16 protein-coding genes are annotated in these 23,777 nt (G+C 65.2%); 7 read left to right on the forward strand and 9 right to left on the reverse strand.

The features are described 5' to 3' along the window. Positions 1 to 6 precede the first annotated feature (6 nt). Together RAD15_RS30715 and RAD15_RS30720 are read right to left on the reverse strand one after the other, a co-directional pair. Positions 7 to 951: a metallophosphoesterase family protein gene (locus RAD15_RS30715; RefSeq protein ID WP_458182051.1), complete on the reverse strand. Its 945-nt coding sequence runs from the start codon at positions 949 to 951 to the stop codon at positions 7 to 9. A 146-nt stretch (positions 952 to 1,097) separates the two neighbouring features. Beyond that, positions 1,098 to 2,717, reverse strand: a complete 1,620-nt coding sequence (locus RAD15_RS30720) for a GMC family oxidoreductase (RefSeq protein ID WP_458182052.1) — start codon at positions 2,715 to 2,717, stop codon at positions 1,098 to 1,100. Positions 2,718 to 2,892: 175 nt separating this feature from the next. On the opposite strand from RAD15_RS30720, the gene RAD15_RS30725 reads away from it, so the two are divergent. Next, a complete protein-coding gene (locus tag RAD15_RS30725) occupies positions 2,893 to 4,065 on the forward strand; it encodes a M20 aminoacylase family protein (protein WP_458182053.1) in 1,173 nt (390 codons plus the stop codon). A gap of 72 nt (positions 4,066 to 4,137) precedes the next feature. Here the strand turns inward: RAD15_RS30725 and RAD15_RS30730 are convergent, their stop codons facing one another. Beyond that, complete coding sequence (locus RAD15_RS30730; protein ID WP_458182055.1) at positions 4,138 to 5,766, reverse strand: inorganic phosphate transporter; 1,629 nt, start codon at positions 5,764 to 5,766, stop codon at positions 4,138 to 4,140. Between the two features lie 98 nt (positions 5,767 to 5,864). Further along, entirely contained in the window at positions 5,865 to 7,259 is a 1,395-nt protein-coding gene (locus RAD15_RS30735; protein WP_458182057.1) for a UdgX family uracil-DNA binding protein, read from the reverse strand. A gap of 166 nt (positions 7,260 to 7,425) precedes the next feature. Here RAD15_RS30735 and RAD15_RS30740 point away from each other — a divergent pair, with 166 nt between their 5' ends. Genes RAD15_RS30740 through RAD15_RS30750 form a run of 3 tightly spaced genes read left to right on the forward strand, consistent with a single transcriptional unit; the run spans position 7,426 to position 13,074 of the window. Continuing rightward, complete coding sequence (locus RAD15_RS30740; protein WP_458182059.1) at positions 7,426 to 8,214, forward strand: ImuA family protein; 789 nt, start codon at positions 7,426 to 7,428, stop codon at positions 8,212 to 8,214. Beyond that, on the forward strand, positions 8,111 to 9,703 hold the full coding sequence (locus RAD15_RS30745; RefSeq protein ID WP_458182060.1) for a Y-family DNA polymerase: 1,593 nt from the start codon (positions 8,111 to 8,113) through the stop codon (positions 9,701 to 9,703). Before RAD15_RS30740 ends, RAD15_RS30745 begins: the two co-directional genes overlap by 104 nt. Next, positions 9,700 to 13,074: an error-prone DNA polymerase gene (locus RAD15_RS30750; RefSeq protein ID WP_458182062.1), complete on the forward strand. Its 3,375-nt coding sequence runs from the start codon at positions 9,700 to 9,702 to the stop codon at positions 13,072 to 13,074. The genes RAD15_RS30745 and RAD15_RS30750 overlap by 4 nt, the downstream gene beginning before the upstream one ends. Before the next feature lie 142 nt (positions 13,075 to 13,216). On the opposite strand, the gene RAD15_RS30755 is transcribed toward RAD15_RS30750, so the two are convergent. Both RAD15_RS30755 and RAD15_RS30760 read right to left on the reverse strand, forming a co-directional pair. Next, positions 13,217 to 13,987 carry an SDR family NAD(P)-dependent oxidoreductase gene (locus tag RAD15_RS30755; protein ID WP_458182064.1) on the reverse strand — a complete coding sequence of 257 codons (771 nt, stop codon included), beginning with the start codon at positions 13,985 to 13,987 and terminating at the stop codon, positions 13,217 to 13,219. 184 nt (positions 13,988 to 14,171) lie between these two features. Continuing rightward, positions 14,172 to 14,459, reverse strand: a complete 288-nt coding sequence (locus RAD15_RS30760) for a hypothetical protein (RefSeq protein ID WP_326899625.1) — start codon at positions 14,457 to 14,459, stop codon at positions 14,172 to 14,174. 145 nt (positions 14,460 to 14,604) lie between these two features. On the opposite strand from RAD15_RS30760, the gene RAD15_RS30765 reads away from it, so the two are divergent. The 3 genes from RAD15_RS30765 (at position 14,605) to RAD15_RS30775 (ending at position 20,575) form a co-directional block, all read left to right on the forward strand. After that, the gene (locus tag RAD15_RS30765; RefSeq protein WP_458182065.1) at positions 14,605 to 16,005 is read left to right on the forward strand and encodes a CoA transferase; all 1,401 of its coding nucleotides are present in this window, start codon (positions 14,605 to 14,607) and stop codon (positions 16,003 to 16,005) included. A 155-nt stretch (positions 16,006 to 16,160) separates the two neighbouring features. Continuing rightward, positions 16,161 to 17,405: an efflux RND transporter periplasmic adaptor subunit gene (locus RAD15_RS30770; RefSeq protein ID WP_458182067.1), complete on the forward strand. Its 1,245-nt coding sequence runs from the start codon at positions 16,161 to 16,163 to the stop codon at positions 17,403 to 17,405. A 53-nt stretch (positions 17,406 to 17,458) separates the two neighbouring features. Next, a complete protein-coding gene (locus RAD15_RS30775) occupies positions 17,459 to 20,575 on the forward strand; it encodes an efflux RND transporter permease subunit (RefSeq protein ID WP_458182069.1) in 3,117 nt (1,038 codons plus the stop codon). A gap of 21 nt (positions 20,576 to 20,596) precedes the next feature. Here RAD15_RS30775 and RAD15_RS30780 read toward each other — a convergent pair whose 3' ends face one another. The 3 genes from RAD15_RS30780 to RAD15_RS30790 are packed head-to-tail and all read right to left on the reverse strand — an operon-like array spanning position 20,597 to position 23,626. Next, positions 20,597 to 21,559 (reverse strand): amidohydrolase family protein, encoded by a 963-nt coding sequence (locus RAD15_RS30780; RefSeq protein WP_458182070.1) that lies wholly within the window; start codon positions 21,557 to 21,559, stop codon positions 20,597 to 20,599. A gap of 53 nt (positions 21,560 to 21,612) precedes the next feature. After that, positions 21,613 to 22,170: a hypothetical protein gene (locus tag RAD15_RS30785; RefSeq protein WP_458182072.1), complete on the reverse strand. Its 558-nt coding sequence runs from the start codon at positions 22,168 to 22,170 to the stop codon at positions 21,613 to 21,615. Between the two features lie 25 nt (positions 22,171 to 22,195). Next, positions 22,196 to 23,626: a TolC family outer membrane protein gene (locus RAD15_RS30790; RefSeq protein WP_458182073.1), complete on the reverse strand. Its 1,431-nt coding sequence runs from the start codon at positions 23,624 to 23,626 to the stop codon at positions 22,196 to 22,198. Positions 23,627 to 23,777: the final 151 nt, after the last annotated feature.

Consider the following 23,777-nt stretch of genomic DNA (forward strand, 5'->3'; position numbering starts at 1 on the left):
TCCACCTTAGCCCTGGAGCGGCGTGTCGATGATCGCGAGCCGCTGCTCGTTCTGCTTGAAGTTGATGCTGGCAACGCCGAGCATGGAGCGCAGCCTGGCGTCCTCCACCTTCATCGGTCCGGGCGAGGGGGCTGCCCCCGGCGCCGGCTGTGGGAAGGCGGTCGAGCGCGCGGTGTGGAAGGTGACGTTGCCCTCGACCTTCTGCATCACCTGGTGGATGTGGCCGTTCAGCACGGTGACCGAGCCGAAGCCCTTCACCTGCTCCAACGCACGGCCGCCGTCCTCGGTGCCCCAGCCCCATTCCGGATAGACGGTCCAGAGCGGGATGTGGGCGAACAGCACGATCGGCGTCGATTTCGACTTGCCGCGCAGATCGTCCGAGAGCCAGGCGAGCTGCTCGGCGCCGAGATTGCCAAGGCCGCCGGCCTTGAGGTCGACGACGTTGACGAGGCCGATGAAGTGCACGCCGCCGGCGTCGAACGAATACCAGCCCTGGCCCTTGGTGCCGCGGCCGTAGCGCTCGCGATAGAACTTCACCTCCTCGTCGAGGAAGTCATGTTCGCCTGGGACGTAGTGCACGTCGAGCTTGGTCTGCGAGATGATGCGCTCGGCATTGTCGAACTCGGCGGCCTTCGACAGGTGGGTAATGTCGCCGGTGTGGATCATGAAGGACGGTTTGGTCGGCATCGCGTTGATCTTGTTGACGGCCTCTTCAAGCGTGCCGAGCGCGTTGGGATTGGCCGGCTTGTCGAAGCCGACATGGCTGTCGCTGATCTGGAGGAAGCTCATGCCGGGCGCGGCCGCGGTTGCGGCCTGCGCGGAATCAATGATGCCGAGCGAGCGCGGCACACCGCCCGTGATGGTCCAGAGCACCCCGGTCCCGGCCCAGGTCATGCATTCCAGCACCTTGCGGCGGCTGACGCCGTCTTCCCCGTGATCGTGTCCGCTCATCGCGCCTCTCCTTGCGCCCGGTATTGGGCTTCGGAGGAGGTGATTGGGGGAGCGGGGGACTTATTCCCGGATGGGATGACGTTTTCGTGAGATGACAGGATTGTGGCCCGGATTGCGCTTCGCTCCATCCGGGCTACGGCGGGCATTTACTTGGCATCCTCCAAAATCATCGTCGCGCCTTTCTCGGCGATCATCGCCGTCGGCGTGTTGGTGTTGCCCGAGGTGATCGTCGGCATGATCGAGGCGTCGACGATGCGGAGGCCGCTGAGGCCGTAGAAGCGCAGGCGTTCGTCCACCACCGCCATCGGGTCGCTCACCGCGCCCATCTTCGCGGTGCCGACGGGATGGAAGATGGTGGTGCCGATATCGCCGGCGGCTTTGGCGAGCGAGGCATCGTCGTCGCCGACGGAGGGGCCGGGCAGATATTCGCTCGGGCGATATTTCGCCAGCGCCTTCTGCTGCATCAGGCGCCGTGTGGTGCGGATGGCGTCGGCGCCGACCTGGCGGTCGTCGTCGGTCGACAGATAATTCGGCGCGATGATCGGCTTTTCGTCGGGCGTCGCCGAACGCAGCCGCACCGTCCCGCGTGAGGTCGGCTGCAGATTGCAGGCGCTCACCGTGATCGCAGGGAAGCGGTGCAGGGGATCGCCGAACTTGTCGAGCGACAGCGGCTGCACATGGAACTGGATATTGGCGCGCGCGCGCGTCGCATCGGAGCGCGTGAAGATGCCGAGCTGCGACGGCGCCATGGTGAGGGGGCCGCGGCGGCGGAAGGCGTAGTCGAGCCCCATCAGGCCGCGGCGGAGCAGGTTGTAGTAGGTCTCGTTCAGCGTGCGGACGCCCTCGACCTTGTAGATCGCGCGCTGCTGCAGATGGTCCTGCAGATTTCGACCGACACCGGGCTTGTCCATGACGATGTCGATGCCGAGCGGCGACAGCCAGTCGGCAGGACCAATGCCGGAGCGATGGAGCACCTGCACCGAGCCGATGGAGCCTGCCGAGAGGATCACCTCGCGTTTCGCACGCGCCTCGATGACTTCGCCGTTCTGGATGAAGCGCACGCCGACGGCACGGCCCTGCTCGATGATGAGACGGTCGACCAGCACGTGCTTCTCGAGCCGCAGGTTCGCCCGGTTCAGCGCCGGCTTGAGGAAGCCGCGTGCCGACGACCAGCGCCGGCCGCGCTTCTGGTTGACGTGGAAATAGCTGGTGCCTTCGTTGTCGCCGGTGTTGAAATCCGGGATGCGCTTGATGCCCATTTCTTCTGCGGCATCGCCGACGGCATCGAGAACGTCCCATGACAGCCGCGGCGCCTCGATGCGCCAACCGCCGCCGGCGCCGTGATGCTCGCTGGGCCCAAGGAAGTGGTCTTCGAGTTTCTTGAACAAGGGCAGCACATCGTCATAGCCCCAGCCGGTCATGCCGAGCTGGCGCCAATGGTCGTAGTCGGCGGCCTGTCCGCGCATCGAGATCATGGCGTTGATCGCCGAAGAGCCGCCGATCACCTTGCCGCGGGGATAGGCGAGCGCGCGGCCGTTCAGGCCTGGCTCGGCCTCGGTCTTGAACATCCAGTCCGAGCGCGGATTGCCGATCGCGAAGAGATAGCCGACCGGAATGTGGAACCAGATCCAGTTGTCGTCGCCGCCGGCTTCGAGGATGAGGACGCGGTTCTTGGGCTCGGCCGAGAGCCGGTTGGCGACGATGCAGCCGGCCGTGCCGGCCCCGACGACGATGTAGTCAAACTCACCTTCGAGCCGTCTTGGCATTCTGCTTCCACCCGGATGGTCACTTAACGTTCCGTCCTAATAGGCAGACGCGGCCGATCGGGACAAGCCCGGCCATGCCTGTTGGTCAGGGCTAGGCCCCGATCCCAGGCAGTTGGGTGGACTGGCGCTTGCATGGTAGACAGTCCTGTATTTTCAACAAAGCTTGAGACCCTCCATGCCCATCATGAACCGCGTCGCCGACCTCCAACCCGATATTCAGGCCTGGCGCCGGGACATCCACGAACATCCCGAGTTGCTGTACGACGTCCACCGCACCGCAGCATTCGTCGCGGACCGCTTGCGTGAGTTCGGCTGCGATGAGGTCGTGACCGGCCTCGGCCAGACCGGCGTGGTCGGCGTGATCAAGGGCAGCAAGCCGGCCGGCGAGGGGCTCAAGGTGATCGGCATGCGCGCCGACATGGACGCACTGCCGGTCGAGGAGCAGACCAACCTGCCTTACGCCTCGAAGACTCCGGGCAAGATGCACGCCTGCGGCCATGACGGCCACACCGCGATGCTGCTCGGTGCAGCCCGCTATCTCGCCGAGACCCGCAACTTCGCCGGCGATGCCGTGGTGATCTTCCAGCCGGCCGAGGAAGGCGGCGCCGGCGGCGCGGCCATGGTCAAGGACGGCCTCATGGAGCGCTTCGGCATCGAGCAGGTCTACGGCATGCACAACGGCCCGGGCATTCCGGTCGGCTCGTTCGCGATCCGGCCGGGTCCGATCATGGCGGCGACCGACGAAGTCGACATCATGATCGAGGGGCTCGGCGGCCATGCGGCGCGTCCGCATAAATGCGTGGACTCCGTGCTGGTCGGCGCGCAGGTGATCACGGCGCTGCAGTCGATCGTGGCGCGCAGCGTCGATCCGCTGGAATCGGCCGTGATCTCGATCTGCGAATTCCACGCAGGCAACGCCCGCAACGTCATTCCGCAGACCGCGACGCTGAGGGGCACCATCCGCACGCTGTCCCCGGAGGTGCGCAAGCTCGTCGAGAAGCGCGTGCACGAAGTGGTGGCGGGCGTGGCGCAGATCACCGGCGCCAAGATCGACCTGCACTACAAGCGCAACTATCCGGTCGTGAACAACCATGCTGCGGAGACCGAGGTGGCGCGGCGCATTGCCAGGCAGGTCGCGGGCGAGGCCAATGTGCACGAGATGCCGCCGCTGATGGGCGGCGAGGATTTCGCCTACATGCTGGAAGCGCGCCCCGGCGCCTTCATCTTCTGCGGCAACGGCGACAGCGCCGGCCTGCATCACCCCGCCTACAATTTCAACGACGAGGCGATCGTCTTCGGCACATCCTACTGGGTCAAGCTGGTCGAGGAATCGCTCGCGGCGTCGTAACGCCGAGCTCCAAGCACAAATGAAAAGGGCCCGTGCATCGCACGGGCCCTTTGTCTTTGCGGAGCGTGATACTCAGAAGATGCGCGAGAAGATCACGTAGAGAGTGGCCGACAACGCGATCGCGCAAGGCAGCGTCAGCACCCAGGCCATCAGCAGATTGCGGATGGTGGACCATTGCAGGCCCGAGCCGTTGGCGGCCATGGTCCCGGCGACGCCGGACGACAACACGTGGGTGGTCGAGACCGGCAGGCCGAACACGTCGGCGGCGCCGATCGTGGCTGCGGCGACGAGCTCGGCGGAGGCGCCCTGCGCATAGGTGAGATGGGTCTTGCCGATCTTCTCGCCGACGGTGACGACGATGCGCTTCCAGCCGATCATGGTGCCCAAGCCGAGCGCGATGGCGACCGCGACCTTCACCCAGGTCGGGATGAACTTCGTGGCGCTGTCGAGCCCGCCCTTGTAGGCGTTCAAGGTCGCGACCTCTTCCTTGCTGAGGTCGTTTTCCTTGTCCTTCATCAGGAAGCGGATCGCTTCCGAGGTCAGGTACATGTCGTTACGGGTGTTGCCGACCACTTCCGCCGGCACCTTGTTGAGCGAGCCGTACTTCACGACCTGGTCGCCGACATCCTTCACCAGCACCGACAGCGAGGGGTAGGTGCCTTCGCTGATGTGGTGCGAGGTGATGTACTGCGTCACCGCGGGACGGGGATCGCCGATGATCGAGTGACCGGCGCCCTTGGCCGCGATCACCTTGGAGGCGGCCTCCGAGACCTTCTGGAACTGGGCGACCTGGCTCTCCGGCAGCGCGCGGTTGAGCGCGTAGGCCGTCGGCACGGTGCCGATCAGGATCAGCATGATCAGGCCCATGCCCTTCTGGCCGTCGTTGGAGCCGTGGGCAAAGCTGACGCCGGTGCAGGTTGCGATCAGCAGGCCGCGGATCCAGAGCGGCGGCGCCTTGTTGCCCTCGGGCGCAGCATAGAGTGCCGGGTTGCGCACGATGAACTTGAGCAGCAGCAGCAACACGGCGGCGCAGATGAAGCCGACGAGCGGCGACAACAGCAGCGCATAACCGATCTCGGTCGCCTTGCTCCAGTCCACGCCCGACGTGCCGTCGCGGCCGCGCATGACGGCGTTGGCGATGCCGACGCCGATGATCGAACCGATCAGCGTGTGCGAGGAGGAGGCGGGCAGGCCGAAGAACCAGGTGCCGAGATTCCACAGGATCGCGGCGATCAGAAGTGCGAACACCATCGCAAAGCCGGCGCTGGAGCCGACCTGGAGGATCAGTTCGACCGGCAGCAGCGAGACGATGCCGAAGGCGACCGCGCCGGAGGACATGAGCACGCCGAGGAAGTTGAAGAAGCCGGACCACATCACCGCGACTTCGGCCGGCAGCGAATGGGTGTAGATCACGGTCGCCACCGCGTTGGCGGTGTCGTGGAAGCCGTTGACGAATTCGAAGCCGAGCGCGATCAGCAGCGCGACGAACAGCAGGATGTAGGGCAGGAAGGTCGTGACCCGCGTGCCGGTCGCGTTGACGTCGACATAGATGCTGTAGGCGACGAACAGCAGGCCTGCGGCGAGGATGCCGAAGAACAGGATCATCGTCAGCGGATTGAAGCCCTTGTCGAGATTTGGCCGTGAGGCCGGCTGGATCGGCGCGGGATCGGCTACCGCGCGGTCAAATGCTACATCGGTCATGTCTGGACGCCCCTTAACTTTCAAGTAAGGGTATTGTCTGCGATGGATTTGAAGGCTGCATGACAACCAGCGCTTGCGAGCCGTTTTCCCGCCAGTATTTAGGCGGCGCGCGCGGCTTTCCTCTGCAAGGTGGCGGCGATCTTCAAATCTTCGACAAAGCGCTGATATTCCAGCACCTTGGCTTGCGGATCGGGCAGCCGCAGCAGGTAGGAGGGGTGTACCGTCACCAGAGCCTTGCGCCCGTCGGGCAGGTCTATGAGCCGGCCGCGGGTCTTGCCCACAGGGGTGATCTTGCCGAACACGCTTTGCGCCGCGGTGGCACCCATCGCCACGATGAGATCGGGCTGGATGACTGAGACTTCCCGCTCATACCATTGCCGGCATGCCCGGATCTCCGGCGTCGCCGGCTTCTGGTGCAGGCGGATTTTTCCCCGCGGCACGAATTTGAAGTGCTTCACCGCATTCGTGACATAGACCTTCTTGCGGTCGACGCCGGCTTCCTCCAGCGCGCGGTCGAGCATCTGGCCGGCCGGACCGACGAAGGGATGGCCAGCGAGGTCTTCCTTGTCGCCGGGCTGCTCGCCGACCAGCATGATATTGGCGTCCTTCGGCCCTTCGCCGAACACGGTCTGGGTCGCGTCCTTGTAGAGCGGGCAGGCGCGGCAATGCGCGGCCTCCTCGCGGAGCGCTTCGAGATCGTCGGCAGCTGCTGTGTGTCTCATGATGGGTTCCGGACGTCGGGAGATCCGTCCGCCGGTCCAGCGTTCGGCGTCGGCGAGCAGAGGTCCAAGTATCGATGCGTCCTGGAGGTTCCTCCGGCGTTTCGTCGGCGCGTCAGTCGTCGTCAACCGGTCGGGCTGAAAATGGCGCCGCCAGGTTTCCTCCAGGCGGCCGGGAGCCGGCCGCTCCGTCCGGCTGATCCCAGGCGTGAAGGAGATCGCGTGGCCGTCCCAATGGGCACAAACGTCAGGCGTGAGGATGGACCAGGGCATGTCGGCAAAACGACGCGCGAAGAACGGCGCGGCAAATGCGACGATGTGATGCTCCGGCTCGAACCAGGCAGCGTAATGTGCCTTCTGCTCGCGCCCGATCTCGCGGAAGCGGACGAGATCGCGCATCCGCTGCGCATCACGCTGCACCGCGCCTGTCATCGTGGTTGCCTGCGCCACGTCGGGATCGCTCATCGTTGCGAGCAGGTCATGATCGGTCTTCAACCGCCAGAGCAGGCGATAGAGCAGGGCAAAGCGCTCACCGTCGCGATGCAGGATCGCGATGCGTGCAAGCTCGATGAAATTGGCCGGTACGGTGAACGTGCTCTCGGTCTCGATCGGCGGAAGGCTCGGCGCTTCCGACAGGCCGGGCACATGGTCTTTCGTTTTGCCTTGCACGTGCCACGCCACGTCCGCCGGGGCGACGTGATGCAGCGCGAACGCGCGTGCGGCTTTACGCCAGCCATCGAAATCGGTCTCGCCGTCCAGGGTGATGAGGTACATGGCATTCGAATCCCTTTGATTCCGCTCATGAATCTAAAGGCGCGCCAATTCGATTGACTCTCCGCGCGCTGTTAGCTTTATATTAGAACATATCATGAACAAATGAGCCAGCCGCTGGTTCTCTTTTTGAGAGCCATCGGCAATCACCTCTGAAGGAGCGGCGTATATGAGCGGCGCACGTATGAGCGCGCTTGCGACCTTGCGCGGCCAGATCGAGCGCATCGAGACGGCGGAGGTCGTGCATCAGCAGGGTCGCGTCGCGCTCGGTCACAGCGAGGTCGACGGCGCGTTGAAGGGCGGCCTCGCGCGCGCGGTGATCCACGAGGTGTTTTGCGAGGGGCGCCAGGGGACGGCCGCGACCGGCTTCGTCATGGGGCTCGCCGGGCGCGTCTCGGCGCAGCGACCGCTGCTGTGGGTGCGGCAGGATTTCTCGGAACTTGAAACGGGCGCGTTGTCGATGAGCGGGCTTGCCGAGCTTGGTCTCGATCCGCGGCGCGTGGTGATGGTGCGCGCGGCCGATGTCGAGAGCGCGCTGCGCACTTCGGCCGATGCGCTCGCCTGCGATGCGCTGGGCGCCGTCGTGCTCGAGCTCTGGGGCGAGACGAGACAATTCGATCTCGTGGCGAGCCGCAAGCTGACGCTGGCCGCGCAAGGCTCCGGCGTCACCGGGCTGATGTTGCGGATGGCGGCGCAGCCGCTGCCTTCGACCGCGGAGACCAGGTGGATGCTGCGCGCGGCGCATTCACCGCCGGGCTCGATGTGGAGTGCCTGGGGCGCGCCGCGCTTCGATGCCGAGCTGTTGCGCAATCGTCATGGCCCCTGCGGCCGGTGGATCATGGAATGGAATTGTGATGAGTGCCAGTTCAGTGAACCGTCGACGTATCCTCAGCCTGTGGCTGCCGCGCCTGCCTATCGACAGGATCCAGCGGTTCTTCAACAGCGCCGGGCTGGGTAGAACCAATGATCCCAGCATCGTCGTCATCAAGGACAACAATGCGCTGGTGATCCATGCGCTCGACGAGGCCGCCGAGCGCCTCGGGCTGTACATCGGCCAGCCGCTCGCCAATGCCCGGGCGATGTGTCCGGACTTGAAAGTGTTCGACGCCGATGTCGTGGCCGATGCCAAGACGCTCAGCGACGTCGCCGATTGGTGCGACCGCTTCACGCCGCTGGTGGCGCTCGATCCGCCGCATGGGCTGTTCCTCGATATCACCGGTTGCGCGCATCTGTTCGGCGGCGAAGCTGCGCTGTTGCAGACGCTGGTTCGTGCGCTCGCTCGCCAGGGCTTTGCCGTCGGTGCGGCGATCGCCGGCACCTCGGTCTGCGCGCGCACGCTGACGCGGCAGGCCTCGGGCAGCATCGTTGCCGATGGCGGAGAGGCGGCGGCGATCGACCGGTTTCCGGTGTCCGCGCTCGGTGCGGGCGAAGCCATCACCACCGGTCTGCGCCGCGCCGGCCTCAAGACCATCGGCGACGTCGCCTCGCGCTCGCCGAGCGAGATCACGGCGCGGTTCGGCGCACGGTTCTCCACGCTGCTCGCACATGCGCTGGGGCGGGGCGATGCGCCGATCAATCCGCGAAAGCCGCTGCCCGATTACATCGTGGAAAAACGTTTTGCCGAGCCGATCGCGACCGGCACCATGATCGCAATGACGCTGTCGCGGCTGGCGGACACGTTGATCGCGTCCATGGAGAAACAGGGCAAGGGCGCGCGGCGGCTGGAAGCCGCGTTCTTCCGCACCGACGGCGTGGTGCGCGCGATCATGGTCGAGACCGGACGTCCCGTGATACGAAGCGCGGTCGTCGACCGGCTGTTCCGCGAGCGGCTCGATGCGCTCGCCGATCCCCTCGATCCCGGCTTCGGCTTCGATATTGTGCGGCTGTCGGCGAGCCGCACCGAGATCGTGGTGCAGGAGCAGCGCGACCTCGACGCCCATGTCCACGACAATGACGAGCTTTCCGCGCTGATCGACCGCATCGCCGCGCGCATCGGCGGAAAACGCGTCGTCGTGCACCTGCCTGAGGATAGCCATATCCCCGAATGTGCGGTGCTGGCCGCGCCGGCGCAGCATCATCTCGCCGCCGCCATGCAGGCCGAATGGCCGGCGCGGATCGAGAGCGAGCCGCCGCTACGCCCACTCAGGCTGTTCGAGAAGCCGGAGCCGATCAAGGTGCCGTTCGCGGCCGTGCCGGATGGCCCGCCGCATCAGTTCACCTGGCGCCGCGCGCTGCATGCGGTGGTGCGGGTGGAAGGACCCGAGCGCATCGCCATGGAATGGTGGCGGCAGGACGGCAAGCAGCTGACGCGGGATTATTTCCGCATCGAGGATGCCGAAGGCCTGCGCTTCTGGATTTTTCGCGATGGCCTTTACGAGGGGGAGGTGTTCGACGGCGATGGCGAGCCCGCTTCTCCCGGCTGGTACGTGCACGGTCTCTTCGCATGAACGCGCCCGCTTATGCCGAGATCGGCATCACCACGAACTTCTCCTTCCTGCGCGGCGGCTCGGATCCGCGCGCCTATGTGCATCAGGCCAGCATCCTCGGGATTCCCGCGATCGGCATCGCCGACCACAACACGCTCGCCGGCGTGGTGCGGGCTTACAAGGAGCTCGACAATGACAAGGTGCTGCACAAGCCGAAGCTGCTGATCGGCGCGCGCATCGTCTTCATCGACGGCACGCCGGATATCTTTGTTTATCCGAGCGACCGCGCGGCCTATGGCCGGCTGTGCCAGCTTCTGACCCGGGGCAAGCGCGGCGACGACATCACGCGGATCGAGAAGGGCGAGTGCCGTCTCACCTTTGCCGATCTCCTCGAGTTCTCCGAAGGCCAGCTCCTGGTCCTGACGCTGCCGCATCGCTTCGAGCCGGCGCAGGCGCTGGATATTCTTGCAAAGCTGAAAGCAAGCCGCGCCGAGGGTGTATGGCTGGCGGCGAGCCTGATCTATCGCGGCGACGACCGGCGCCGACTGGCGCGGCTCGACGATCTCGCCGCAAAAGCAGGAGTGCCGCTGCTCGCAACCAACGAGGTGCTCTATCACCATCCCGCGCGCCGCCCCTTGCAGGACGTGCTGACCTGCATCCGGGAAAAGACCACGATCGAGGCGGTCGGACGGAAGTTAGAGGCCAATGCCGAGCGGTTTCTGAAGACGCCTCGCGAAATGTCGCGGCTGTTCCGTGATTTCCCCGAGGCGATCGCGGAGACCATGCGTTTTGCCGACGCAATCGACTTCTCGCTCGATCAGCTCAAATACCAGTATCCGGATGAGCCGGTGCCGCCGGGCAAGACCGCGCAGGGACATCTGGAGGATCTGACCTGGGCGGGCGTCGACAAATATTTCGGCGGCCAGATCGACGGCAAGCTGCGCGCCACGCTGAAGAAAGAGCTCGCGCTGATCGCCGAGCTGAAATACGCGCACTACTTTCTCACCGTACACGACATCGTGCATTACGCGCGCAGCCAGAACATCCTGTGCCAGGGGCGGGGATCGGCGGCGAATTCGGCCGTGTGCTACGTGCTCGGCATCACCTCGGTCGACCCGACCAAGGTCGACCTGCTGTTCGAGCGCTTCATCTCCAAGGAGCGGCTGGAGCCGCCCGACATCGACGTCGATTTCGAGCATTCGCGGCGCGAGGAGGTGATGCAATATGTCTATCGCCGCTACGGCCGTCACCGCGCCGCGATCATCGCCACCATCATCCATTACCGTCCGCGCAGCGCCATCCGCGACGTCGGCAAGGCGCTGGGCCTCACCGAGGACGTCACCGCCGCGCTCGCTGACACCGTCTGGGGCAGCTGGGGCAAGGGCCTCAACGACATGCAGGTCAGGCAGGCCGGGCTCGATCCGCAAAACCCCATGATCAACCTCGCGGTCGAGCTTGCAACCGAGCTGATCGAATTTCCGCGCCATCTCTCCCAGCATGTCGGCGGCTATGTGCTGACGCAGGACCGGCTCGACACTTATGTGCCGATCGGTAATGCCGCGATGGACGACCGCACCTTCATCGAATGGGACAAGGACGACGTCGACGCGCTCAACATGATGAAGGTCGACGTGCTCGCACTGGGCATGCTGACCTGCATCCGCAAATGTTTCGATCTGATCGACCAGCACAAGGGCGAGCGTTTTGTGCTGGCGAGCGTTCCGCAGGACGATCCCAGGGTTTACGACATGCTGTGTGACGGGGAGTCGCTCGGCGTCTTCCAGGTCGAGAGCCGCGCCCAGATGAACATGCTGCCGCGCCTGAAGCCGCGGACCTTCTACGACCTCGTCATCGAGGTCGCGATCGTGCGCCCCGGGCCGATCCAGGGCGACATGGTGCATCCTTATCTGCGGCGGCGGAACGGGATCGAAAAGGTGAGCTATCCGTCGCCGTCGCCGGACCACGGCGACAAGGACGAGCTTTACAATGTGCTGCACAAAACGTTGGGCGTCCCCCTGTTCCAGGAACAGGCGATGCGCATCGCGATCGAGGCCGCACATTTTACGTCCGAAGAAGCCAACGGCCTGCGCCGCTCGATGGCGACCTTTCGCAATGTCGGTACCATCGGCCAATACGAGGAGAAGCTGATCGGCAACATGGTGGCGCGCGGCTACGACCCCAACTTCGCCAGAAGCTGCTTTGACCAGATCAAGGGTTTTGGCTCCTATGGCTTTCCGGAGAGTCATGCCGCGAGCTTCGCGCAACTGGTCTACATTTCTTCATGGCTGAAGCACTACCACCCCGATGCTTTCTGCTGCGGCCTGCTGAACTCGCAGCCGATGGGCTTTTACGCGCCCGCGCAGATCGTCAGCGATGCCCGCAAGAACGGCGTCGAGGTGCGAGACATCGATGTGTCCTACAGCTTTGCGCAGAACACGCTGGAGAACACCAAGGACAGGTATTGTGCCGTGCGCCTCGGTTTCCGCCAGATCGACGGCTTCCATTGGCTCGATCCCGATGAGGAGTTCCTCAAAAAGGAGCAGACGAAGCGGCAAGGCAAGGTTTATGTCGCTCAGGAAGACTGGGCCGACCGCATCGTCGCCGCCCGCAACCGCCGTCCCTTCACGTCGCTGGAAGATTTTGCCCGCGACACCGGCCTGCCCAAGCGCGCGCTGATTTTGCTTGCCGATGCCGATGCGTTCCGCTCGCTCGGGCTCGATCGCCGCGAGGCGCTGTGGCAGGTGCGGCGGCTGCCTGACGATGTGCCGCTGCCGCTGTTCGAGGCGGCCACCGCGCGCGAGCAGCCGGATGAGCACGCAAAACCGCTGCCGACGATGCCGCGTTCCGAGCAGGTGGTCGCGGACTACCAGACCATCCGGCTATCGCTCAAAGGTCACCCGATGGAATTCTTGCGCGAGATGTTTTCGCGCGAGCGCGTCGTCGCCTGCAAGGAGATCAGCCACGAGAACGAGCGGCGCCGCGTCCGCTGCGCCGGCGTGGTGCTGGTGCGGCAACGTCCGGGCAGCGCCAGCGGCGTCGTGTTCATGACACTCGAGGACGAAACCGGCATCGCCAATGTCGTGGTGTGGCCCAAGATCATGGAGCAGTACCGCAAGGAGGTGATGGGCGCGCGCCTCATCCTGGTCGAGGGCTATATCCAGAGCAGCCCCGAGAAGGTGACTCATCTCATCGCCCAGCGCATGATCGACCGCTCGCATGATCTGGTCGGGCTCGCCAACGATGCCCTGAGCCGCCAGCATCCGCTGCCGGCAGGCGCAACCGTGGTCGAGCCGCTCAACGAAGACCCCCGCGCCCTCGCGGACATGCCGGCACAGAAAATCCGCCACCCCCGCAACGTCCGCATCCTGCCGCCGTCGCGGGATTTTCATTGAGGCTCTTGCCTTCCGCACAGCTGCCGTAGGGTGGGCAAAGGCGCGTAAGCGTCGTGCCCACCGTCTAGGATCTCCTCGCGCAGGCGGTGGACACGCTTCGCTTTGCCCACCCTACGAGTTCCTAGATGATGATGCCGTTTCCCTAAAAATTCACCCGGTTCGAGATCGCGCCATCTACAACCAGATTCGATCCCGTGGTGAACCCCGACACCGGGCTTGCCAGAAACACCGCTGCGTTCGCGATCTCCTGCGGCGTTGCCATCCGGCCCAACGGGTTGCGCTTCATCGCGTCGTTGTAACGCTCGGGCATGTTCTGCTCGATCATGTTCCAGACGCCGCCCTTGAAATAGACCGTGCCGGGCGACACGACATTCACACGGATCTTCTTCTTGGCGTATTGCCGCGCCAGTCCCTTGGACATGTGGATCAGCGCGGCCTTGATCGGGCCGTAGGAGCTGGCCGTGTCCGCTTGCGCCGCGGAGATCGACGAGATGATGACGAAGGCGGCATCGCCGCGTCTCTCGCCGCTGACCTCGAGAAACGGCCGCGCGGCGTCGAACGCATGCACGGCGCCGAGCACGTCGAGCTGGAAATTCTGCTGCCACGATGCGGCATCGTGGCCCTGCGCCATCGCGCCGGCATTGGAGAACAGCAAGTCGATGCCGCCAAGCTCGTTCGCAGCACCCTCGACCCACGCTTTCAGCGCCGTGCCGTCGGTGACGTCGACGGGACCGCCGGTCGCGTTGATGCCCGTCGCCTTCAGCTCGGCGACGGTGGCCGCAACTTGATCGGCATTGCGCGCGCAGACCGCGACATTGGCGCCTTCACCGGCGAGCGTCTCCGCAATCGCCCGCCCGATGCCGCGCGTGCCGCCGAGCACGATGGCGTTTTTTCCTTTGAGACCGAGATCCATTGTTGGGATTCCTTTTTGTTGGTGCGGGGAGTGTAGCTGTTTCGGTGGGTATGCTGAACTCTCCAATTCGTCATTGCGAGCGCAGCGAAGCAATCCAGAAATGCATCCGCGGAGATAGTCAGTCTGGATTGCTTCGTCGCAAGAGCTCCTCGCAATGACGACGTGGAGAGAGGAGTGGCCCGCCTCACTCCGGCGCAGCCCCCACCGGCGGGCCGCCGGGCGGGCGGTGCAGGAAGGTCAGCGAGGCGTAGGCGCCGACCCAGGAGCCGATCGCGGCGAAAGCGACATAGAAGGCGTTTTCGGTGTAGCTGATCACGGCGTAGGACGAGAGCAGGTACCAGATTGCGCTCCAGGTCGCCGCCGGCATGCGCTTGCGCGCAACCACGGCCGAGGTGAACATCACATAGACCGCGTCGGTGGCCGCCGTTGCGACGAACACGGCGCCTGCGGTGAGGGGATCGATGGCGGCCATTGCAATCCTTCTTGTGCTGATGAATGGTCATGAAACTAGAGCATGATCCGGAAAAGTGTGCAGCGGTTTTCCGTCGCGACCAACGCGAAACGCGTTTGCGCGGAGATCATGCTCAAACAATAACCTGAACGGGAGAGAAGCGGCCATGCAAAACCCCGCCGATATTCTCAAGGGTATCTGGACCTCTGCCGGCGGCGATGCGGCAGCGCTCGCCCGCGTACGGTTGACCGGCGCGGAGCCGCAAATCCCGTCCTCGTTTCGCGTCGCCGTCGCCGGACAGGCCACGATCGCCGCGGCCGGCCTTGCCGCCGCCGAGATCTGGCGGCTGCGCAGCGGCGAGATACAGGACGTCTCCGTCGACATGCGCCACGCCGTCGCCGAATGCCGCTCCGAGCGCTATTTGCGCGTCGACGACAAGCCGCCGCCACCGGCCTGGGACGCCATCGCCGGCGTCTACAGGACGGGCGACAACCGCTTCGTCCGCTGCCACACCAATTTTCCGCATCATCGCGATGCCGTCTGCAATGTGCTCGGCTGCGAGCCTGAACGCGAGAAGGTGCAGGCCGCGCTGATGCAATGGAAGGGCGAGGATTTTGAAACCGCGGCTTATGCCGCGGGCGGCGTCGTTGCCTTGATGCGGAGCTACGACGAATGGTCGGCGCTGCCGCAGGCGCGGGCGCTCGCCGAATTGCCACTGGTCTCGATCGCGAAGATCGGCGACGCCCCGCCAAAGCCCTGGCCTGGAGGTGATCGTCCGCTCGAAGGCCTGCGCGTGCTCGACCTTTCTCGCGTGATCGCGGGGCCCGTTGCCGGCCGCACGCTCGCCGCGCACGGCGCGGACGTGCTGCTGGTGTCAGGGCCGGAGCTGCCCGCCATTCCCTGGCTCACCATCGACACCGGCCGCGGCAAGCTCACCAGCTTCATCGCGCTGAAGAGCGAGACGGGCAGGGCGCAATTGCGCGAGCTCTTGAAGGACGCCGACATTGTCTCGCAAGGCTATCGCCCGCGCGCGCTTGCAGCGCTCGGCTTCGCGCCGGAGGACGCGGCGGCCATCAATCCCGGCATCGTCTATGTCACGCTGTCGGCCTATGGCGATGCCGGTCCCTGGGCCGAGCGGCGCGGCTTCGATTCGCTGGTGCAGACCACGACCGGCTTCAACCATGCGGAAGGGCAGGCCGCGGGCATCGACGGTCCCAAGGAATTGCCGGCACAGATGCTCGACCACGCCACCGGCTATCTGATGGCGTTCGGTGCGATGATGGCCAAGGCACGTCAGGCCAGCCAAGGCGGCAGCTGGCATGTGCGCGTGTCGCTGGCACAGACCGGTCGCTGGTTGTGGAATCTCGGCCGGCACGACGGCGGACTGAACACCCCGGATATTACGGGCGCGGCCGTACATGCGGCGTTCATCGACAGCGTGCCATCTGGCTTCGGCACGTTGAAAGCGGTGCGCCACTCGGCACTGCTGTCGAAGACGCCGGCGCAATGGAGCCGTCCGGCGATGCCGCTCGGCAGTCATCCGGCACTGTGGCCGGCTCGAAACTGACACGGAGCTTACCCAGGCCTGACGCGTCGCAAAATTTTAACGCAAACGGAGAGGCCCCAGCGTTTTTTAGGTTGTTTGAAATCACAATTCAGCACTATTAGCGCGACCGATAAGGCAGGCATCTGCCGAGATCGTCGCAGACACGACCGGGCCCCATGGTAGTTGAAAATACCAAGCGATTGCAGGTGCTTACAAAACAACGGGTCGTCGCATCCGTAGTTTTACTAGCTCTTGCCGGTGCCGGGGTCTACGGCTTTCTCCGTGCGGGCGCCAAGGAGAAGAGCCACTCCGAGATCTCCAGCCAGTCGCGCAGGAATGCGCAGAACTTCACGCCGACGGCGTCCGAATGGGCGACCCTGACGATCGAGCCGGTCAAGGCCAAGACCTTCCGGGCCGAGTATGTCACCGAGGGCAAGGTCGCGGTCGACGAGGATCGCTCGACGCCGGTGTTCTCGCCTTATGCGGGCCGCGTGACCAAGCTGCTCGCCAAGCCGGGCGAGACACTGAAGCAAGGTCAACCGCTGTTCACAATCGAGGCCGCCGACACCGTGCAGGCCCAGAACGATTTCATCGCGGCGATGACCTCGCAGAACAAAGCGAAGTCGGCGATCGATCTTGCCGAGATCCAGTTCAAGCGCGCCAAGGACCTCTATGAAGGCCACGCCATCCCGCTGAAGGACTACCAGCAGGCGGAAGCGACCCAGGTCCAGGCGCAGAACGACATGCGCTCCTCGACGACGGCGCTGGAAGCCGCGCGCAACAAGCTGCGCATCCTCGGCTTCACCGACGAGACCATCAAGGCGTTCCAGGACAAGGGCGCGATCAATCCGGAGGTCACGATCTACTCGCCGATCTCCGGCACCGTCGTGCAGCGCAAGATCGGCCCCGGCCAGTACGTCAATTCCGGCGCCAGCGATCCGGTCTTCGTGGTCGGCGATCTCTCCACGGTCTGGCTCACCGCCTTCGTGCGCGAGAGCGATGCGGCCGCGGTGTGCATCGGGCAGGACATCACCGTCAACGTGATGGCGCTGCCGGGCCGTCCGCTCACCGCGAAGATCAACTACGTCGCCGCCGCGATCGACCCAAGCACCCGCCGCCTTCTGGTCCGCGCCACCATCGACAACAAGGACGGGCTGCTCAAGCCCGAGATGTTCGCCAACGTCACGATCTATTCGGCCGGCGACCGTGCCGCGCCGGCGGTGCCGAAGCAGTCGCTGATCTATGAAGGCGACCAGGTCCGTATCTGGGTTGCGCGCGAGGACAAGTCGGTCGAGCTGCGCCAGATCAAGATCGGCCTCATCAACGGCAATCTCGTCGAGGTCACCAGCAACCTGAAGCCCGGCGAGCAGATCGTCGTCAGGGGCAGCCTGTTCATCGACCGCGCGGCGTCCGGCAGCTGATCGACGACCCAAGAAAACTGAAGAACCGAACTGAAGACAAACTGAAGACCTGAATGGATCGCCTCGTCGCACTTGCCGTCAACCGGCGCTTCCTGATGGTCGGCATGTTCGTCGCCGTGTTCGTCGGCGGCCTGATCGCGTTCAACCAGCTCAACATCGAGGCCTATCCCGACCCGACGCCGCCGATGGTCGACATCGTGACGCAGAGCCCGGGCCTGTCGGCGGAAGAGATCGAGCGCTACATCACGATCCCGATCGAGACCCAGGTCGCGGGCCTGAAGAACATCACGACCATCCGCACCATCTCGCTCTATGGTCTCTCCGACGTCAAAATCCAGTTCTCCTTCGCCTATACTTACGAAGAGGCGTTGCAGCAGGTGCTGAACCGCCTGGCGCAGCTCGCGCCGCTGCCCGGCAACGTGCAGCCGCAGATCTCGCCGCTCAGCCCGATCGGCGAAATCTTCCGCTACCGCCTGGTCGGTCCGCCGAACTACAGCGTGCTCGACCTCAAGACCATCCAGGACTGGATCCTCCAGCGCCGCTTCCGCGCCGTGCCGGGGGTGATCGACGTCACCGGCTGGGGCGGCAAGAGCAAGACCTACGAGCTCCAGGTCGACTTCAACAAGCTCGTCGCCAATGGCCTGACGCTGCCGCAGCTGCTCCAGGCGGTCGGCAATGCGAACGTCAATGTCGGCGGCAACACGGTCAATATCGGCCAGCAATCGGCGGTGGTGCGTGGCGTCGGCCTGATCCGCTCGATCGACGATCTCGCCAATACCATGGTCTCGCAGACCGGCGGCAATCCTGTTCTGGTCAAGGACGTCGCCACGGTCACCGTCGGCCAAAGACCCCGTCTCGGCATTGCCGGCCTCGACGAGGCCGACGACATCGTGCAGGGCATCGTGCTGATGCGCCGCGGCGAGCAGAGCTCGCCAACCATCAAGCGCGTCCACCAACTCGTTCAAACCATCAACGAGTCCAGCATCCTGCCGCCCGGCGTACGCATCGAGCGCATCTACGACCGCGGCGACCTGATCGAGCTCACGACCCACACCGTGCTGCACAACATGGTGGTCGGCATCCTGCTGATCGTGCTGTTGCAGTGGATCTTCCTCGGCGACCTGCGCAGCGCGCTGATCGTCGGCGCCACCATTCCGTTCGCGCTGTTCTTCGCCGTGATCATCCTGGTGCTGCGCGGGGAATCGGCCAACCTGCTCTCGGTCGGCGCGATCGACTTCGGCCTGATCGTCGACGCCACGGTCATCATGGTGGAAGCGATCTTCCGCCGCCTGACGCAGACGACGCCGATGTCGGAATCCGAACAGATGTCGCCCGAGACGCTGTTCGGCATGAAGAGCCATGCCATCCTCAGCGCGGCCGCGGACGTCTCGCGCTCGATCTTCTTCGCCGCGGCGATCATCATCGCGGCCTTCCTGCCGCTGTTCACGCTCTCGGGCGTCGAGGGCAATATCTTCGGACCCATGGCGCGGACCTATGCCTATGCGCTGGCCGGTGGTCTGCTCGCGACCTTCACCGTCACGCCGGCGTTGTCCGCGATCATCCTGCCGGCGCATGTCGAGGAGACCGAGACCAGGGTCATGCGGATCCTGCACCGGCTCTACATGCCGCTACTGAATTGGGCCGTCGCCAACCGCGGCATCGTGCTCGGCGGTGCGGTCGGCCTCGTGGTGATGACCGTGGCACTGAGCCGGCTGCTCGGCCTCGAATTCCTGCCCAAGCTGGAAGAGGGCAATCTCTGGATCCGCGCCACGCTGCCGCCGACCATCTCGCTCCAGGAGGGCAACTCCTACGTCAACGAGATGCGCAAGGTGATCCGCGCCCGGCCCGAGGTGGAATCCGTGGTGTCGCAGCACGGCCGTCCCGATGACGGCACCGACGCCGCCGGCTTCTTCAACGCAGAGTTCTTCGCGCCGCTGAAGCCCGCCAGCCAATGGCCCGGCACCCGCGACAAGGAAGAGCTGACCGCGCAACTGCTCAAGCAGCTCGACGACCGCTTCCCCGGCGTCGAGTTCAACTTCTCGCAATATCTCCAGGACAACGTGTCCGAAGCCGTCTCCGGCGTGAAGGGCGAGAACTCGATCAAGCTGTTCGGCAGTGATCTCCAGGCGCTCACCGACACCGCCGCCAAGATCAAGTCGGTGCTGGCCACGGTGCAGGGCGTGACCGACCTTGCGGTGTTTACCTCGCTCGGGCAGCCGACCGTCCAGATCGACATCGACCGTGCCAAGGCCGCGCGCTACGGGCTCGCGCCCGGCGATATCAACGCCACCATCAAGGTCGCGATCGGCGGCGACACCGCGGGCGATCTCTACGAGCCCGGAAGCGATCGTCACTTCCCGATCATCGTCCGCCTCGCGCCGGAATACCGCAGGAGCGCCGAGGCGATCCAGAACCTGCGCATCGGTGCGCCCGGACCGAACGGCACCGTGACGCAGATCCCCTTGAGCGAGGTCGCCACCATCAGCCTGGTGTCCGGTGCCGCCTACATCTATCGCGAGCAGCAGGAACGCTATCTGCCGATCAAGTTCTCGGTGCGCGAGCGCGACCTCGGCAGCGCAATCCGCGAGGCGCAGCAGAAGATCGCCGATCAGGTGCAGCTGCCGCCCGGCTCGCACATGGAATGGGTCGGCGAGTTCGGCAATCTCCAGGACGCCATCCGCCGGCTGTCGATCGTGGTGCCGATCTCGCTGGCGCTGATCGGCGTGCTGCTCTGGTTCAATTTCGGCTCGATGACCGACACGTTGCTCGCCATGAGCGTGATTCCGATGGCGATCTTCGGCGGCGTCCTCGGACTGTTGATCACCGGTACCGCCTTCAGCGTCTCGGCCGCGATCGGTTTCATCGCACTGTTCGGCATTGCGGTGATGGACGGCATCATCATCCTGTCGCAGTTCAACCAGCTCATCGAAGAGGGCATGGACCGCGTGAGCGCGGTGATACGCACCGGCGAGTTGCAGCTCCGGCCGGTGCTGATGACCTGCGTGGTCGCCGGCGTCGGCCTGCTTCCGGCGGCGCTGTCGGAAGGCATCGGCTCGCAGGTGCAGAAGCCGCTCGCGGTCGTCGTCGTCACCGGCATGATGCTCGCGCCCGTCGTGATCCTGGTGACCTTGCCGGTGCTGATCTCCTTCTTCTCCCGCCGCGCGCGCTGATTGCGGGCGCCGGCTGAGGTCTCAAAAACCGTAAAGCCGCGCCGGATTGTCGACCAGGATCCTCTTGCGCACATCCGCGTCCGGCGCCCATACCGGAAGCTGGTTGAGGAGACGGCCGTCGTCGATCTGGTACAGCGGCGCAATGTCGGTGGCTTTTCGTCCCTCGACACGGCTCGAATCCGGATGCGGCCAGTCGGTGCCCCAGACGATGCGATCCGGATTCGCTGCGATCAGCGCCCGCGCGAACGGCACCATGTCCTGATAATCCGGCGCGAGCTTCGACGAGCGATAGGCGCCGGAGATCTTCACATAGGCCTTGCCGGACTTCACCAGCGCAACGAGATCGGAGAAGCCCGGCTGCTCCGGACCCTGCGAGGCTTCCAGGCCGCCGAAATGGTCGAACACGACGGGTACCGGCGCCGTCTCGACGAGGTCCTTGATCGCCGTGATCATGGCCAAGGTGGTATAGAGCTGCACGTGCCAGCCGCGTGCCTTCATGCGCTCGACCGCGGCGGTGAAGCGCGGTCGGCCGACATTGGGGTCATTGACGCCGCCGGTCGCGAGATTGAGGCGGACGCCGCGGAAGCCGTCCTGCTGCATCATGTCGAGCGTGCTCGCCGGCGTCTTGTCGTCGATCACGGCGACGCCGCGCGCGTTCGCACCGCGGGCTTTCATGCCGAACAAGGTCGATGAATTGTCGGTGCCGTAGACGCTCGGGGTCACGATCACCACGCGTTCGATATGCAGCGCCTTATGCAGTGCGGCCATTTCTTCGGGGCTTGCCGGCTCGGGCGTGTAGACGCGCCCGGCGAAGAAAGGAAACTTCTCGACGTCACCATGAATGTGAGTGTGGCAGTCGCAGGCGTGCAGCGGGACGTCGAAATTGACCGGCGTCGCAGGCTGCGCCGCGCGGGCGTGGGCTCTGTTGGTCATGGCTACTCCGGCGGCAAGGGAGGCAAGCAGGACGCTGCGTCGGTTGAGCACGGTTTCTCTCCCTGTTTTTTGTTATTAGGCAGTGGTGCCGGAACGATATCACATCAGCCGGACAGCCGCTGCGCTTCGCTGCATAGCTGCTCGACGACGTCCGCAAGCGGGCGCGAGCCGTCAACGCGCACGACCGGGCAGGGCAGGCCTGCGAGCCAGGCCTCATCTTTTGCGAGACTGCGGCCCTCGCGATCGCCGGCTTCGTAGCGCGAGGCCCATTCCACGAACGACTCCGTCTCCTCATGACGCCAGCCGCCCTGTGCGACGGCATCAGCTCCGAAATGCGCAGCCTCGCGGCCACGCAGGCGCTGCAAGCGAAGTTCGCGCGGCGTCGTCACAAAGACGACAAGGTCGAAGAACGGGACGAGCTCGTTGCCCCAGCCGGTGACGGTCCCGCTCAATACCCAGTCGTGCCGCGGCAGAAAAATCTCGCGCATCAACCTCAGCCGCTCGGAGGCGGGGCGTGTCGTCTGGTAGGGCGGGACAGTCGGCAGCCAGAAATAGTCGTCGCTGTCGTGATGCGGCAGCGCGAGCCGGCCCGCGAGCGCGCGACCGAGCGTCGTCACGCCGGAGCCGGAAGCTCCCATCAGATGGATGCGGCGGCTTTTCATCGGCACCGATCCAAGCGATTTGAAACTACTGCCCCGAGGGCGTGCGCAGGCCGTGCCAGGCGTCGCGGACCTGCTGGTAGTGCACCTCGGGCAGGTAGTCCGGCGTGTTCAGGCTCAAGGTCTTGACGTCGAGATGGCCGACGGCGCTGAGCAGCGTGTAGGACGCGATGACGCGGTCGCGCAGCGCGCCGATCAGTCGGGCCTTGGCCTGGATCAGATCGGCCTGCGAGTTCAGCACGTCCACCGTCGTGCGCTGTCCGCCGGCGGCCTCGCGCTGCACGCCCTGGAGCGCGACGGTCGCCGCCTTCACCTCGGACTCCGAGGCCGACACCGCGATCTTGGCGCCCTCATTGGCGACCCAGGCGCTGGTCGCCGCCGTGCGCGCCTGGTTGCGCACCTGGTCGAGCACGAGCCGGCTCTGCGCCGTGATTTCCTTGGCCTGCCGGGTCTGCGAAGCGGCCTGGCCGCCGTCGTAGATCGGCGCGGTGACGCTGGCGACGATCGAGGCCTGGTCCTCGGCGAAGGTGCCGAGCGTCGGGTCGTTGTTGCGGCTTTTGCTGGCGCTGCCCTGGATGCTGGCGCTCGGCAGCAGCGCGCCTTCGGCAACGCGGATGTTGGTGGAGGCGACATCGACGTCGAAGCCAGCGGCCATCACCGCGGGGTGCTGGCGGATCGCCATCGTCATGGCGTCTTCGCGGCTCTTCGGCAGATAGCGGTCGACGACTTCGGCGGCCCGAAGCTGCGACGGCGCATTGCCGATCACCTGCGCGTATATCGCCTGGCTCACCGCGAGCGCGACCTCGGCGGCATTGAGGTCGGCAAGGCCGCGGTTGAGACGGGCCTCGGCCTGGGCGCTGTCGGTCGGCGTGACATCGCCGGCGTTGAGGCGACGCTGGGTGACGGCGAGCGTTTCGCGCAGGAAGGCGACGTTGGAGCGCTGCGCCTCGACCAGCGACTGGTTGGCGAGCACGTTGGTATAGGCGGTGACCGCATCGAGCAGCACGCCCTGGCCGACATTGCGCAGCGCCTCGCGGCCCGACTGCACCTGAAGCTCGGCGGCCCGCACGTTGTTGGCGGTACGGAAGCCGTTGAACAGGGTCTGCGTCACGGTGACGCCGATGACCCAGGGCTTCAGGTTGGCGGTCTGGATGGTGTTGTCGGGCAGCAGATTGCGCACCGATTGCAGGCCGGCGCTGAGGCTCGCCATGATCTGCGGCCGATAGCCGGCGAGCGCCTGCGGCACGTTCTCATCGGTGGCACGCTGACGCGCGCGCTCGGCATTGAGCTGCGGGTTGGTCTGGTAGGCCTTGGCGAGCGCCTCCGGCAGGGCTTCGGCCCATGCCGCGGAGGGCAGGGCGCACGAGAGCGCCAGCGTGGTCCATGTCGCAAGCACAGGACCCACGCCCGATCGACGTCGCGTCATCACGCGACCAGCTCTGGCGGCACGCCCAATCATGTAATCCCGCTAAACCCCGGCTGTCCGCCCCCGCCGACGGTGGCCTCTTAACTGTTTAACGAGCCGGGGTCCCGCAGGCAAACTGCCGCGGGGAAAACCCCCATCTATTCCGTGCTTGTTGCAGGTGCGTCACAGCTTTTTTGCGGGGACG

The organism is Bradyrhizobium sp. 14AA (assembly GCF_054185205.1).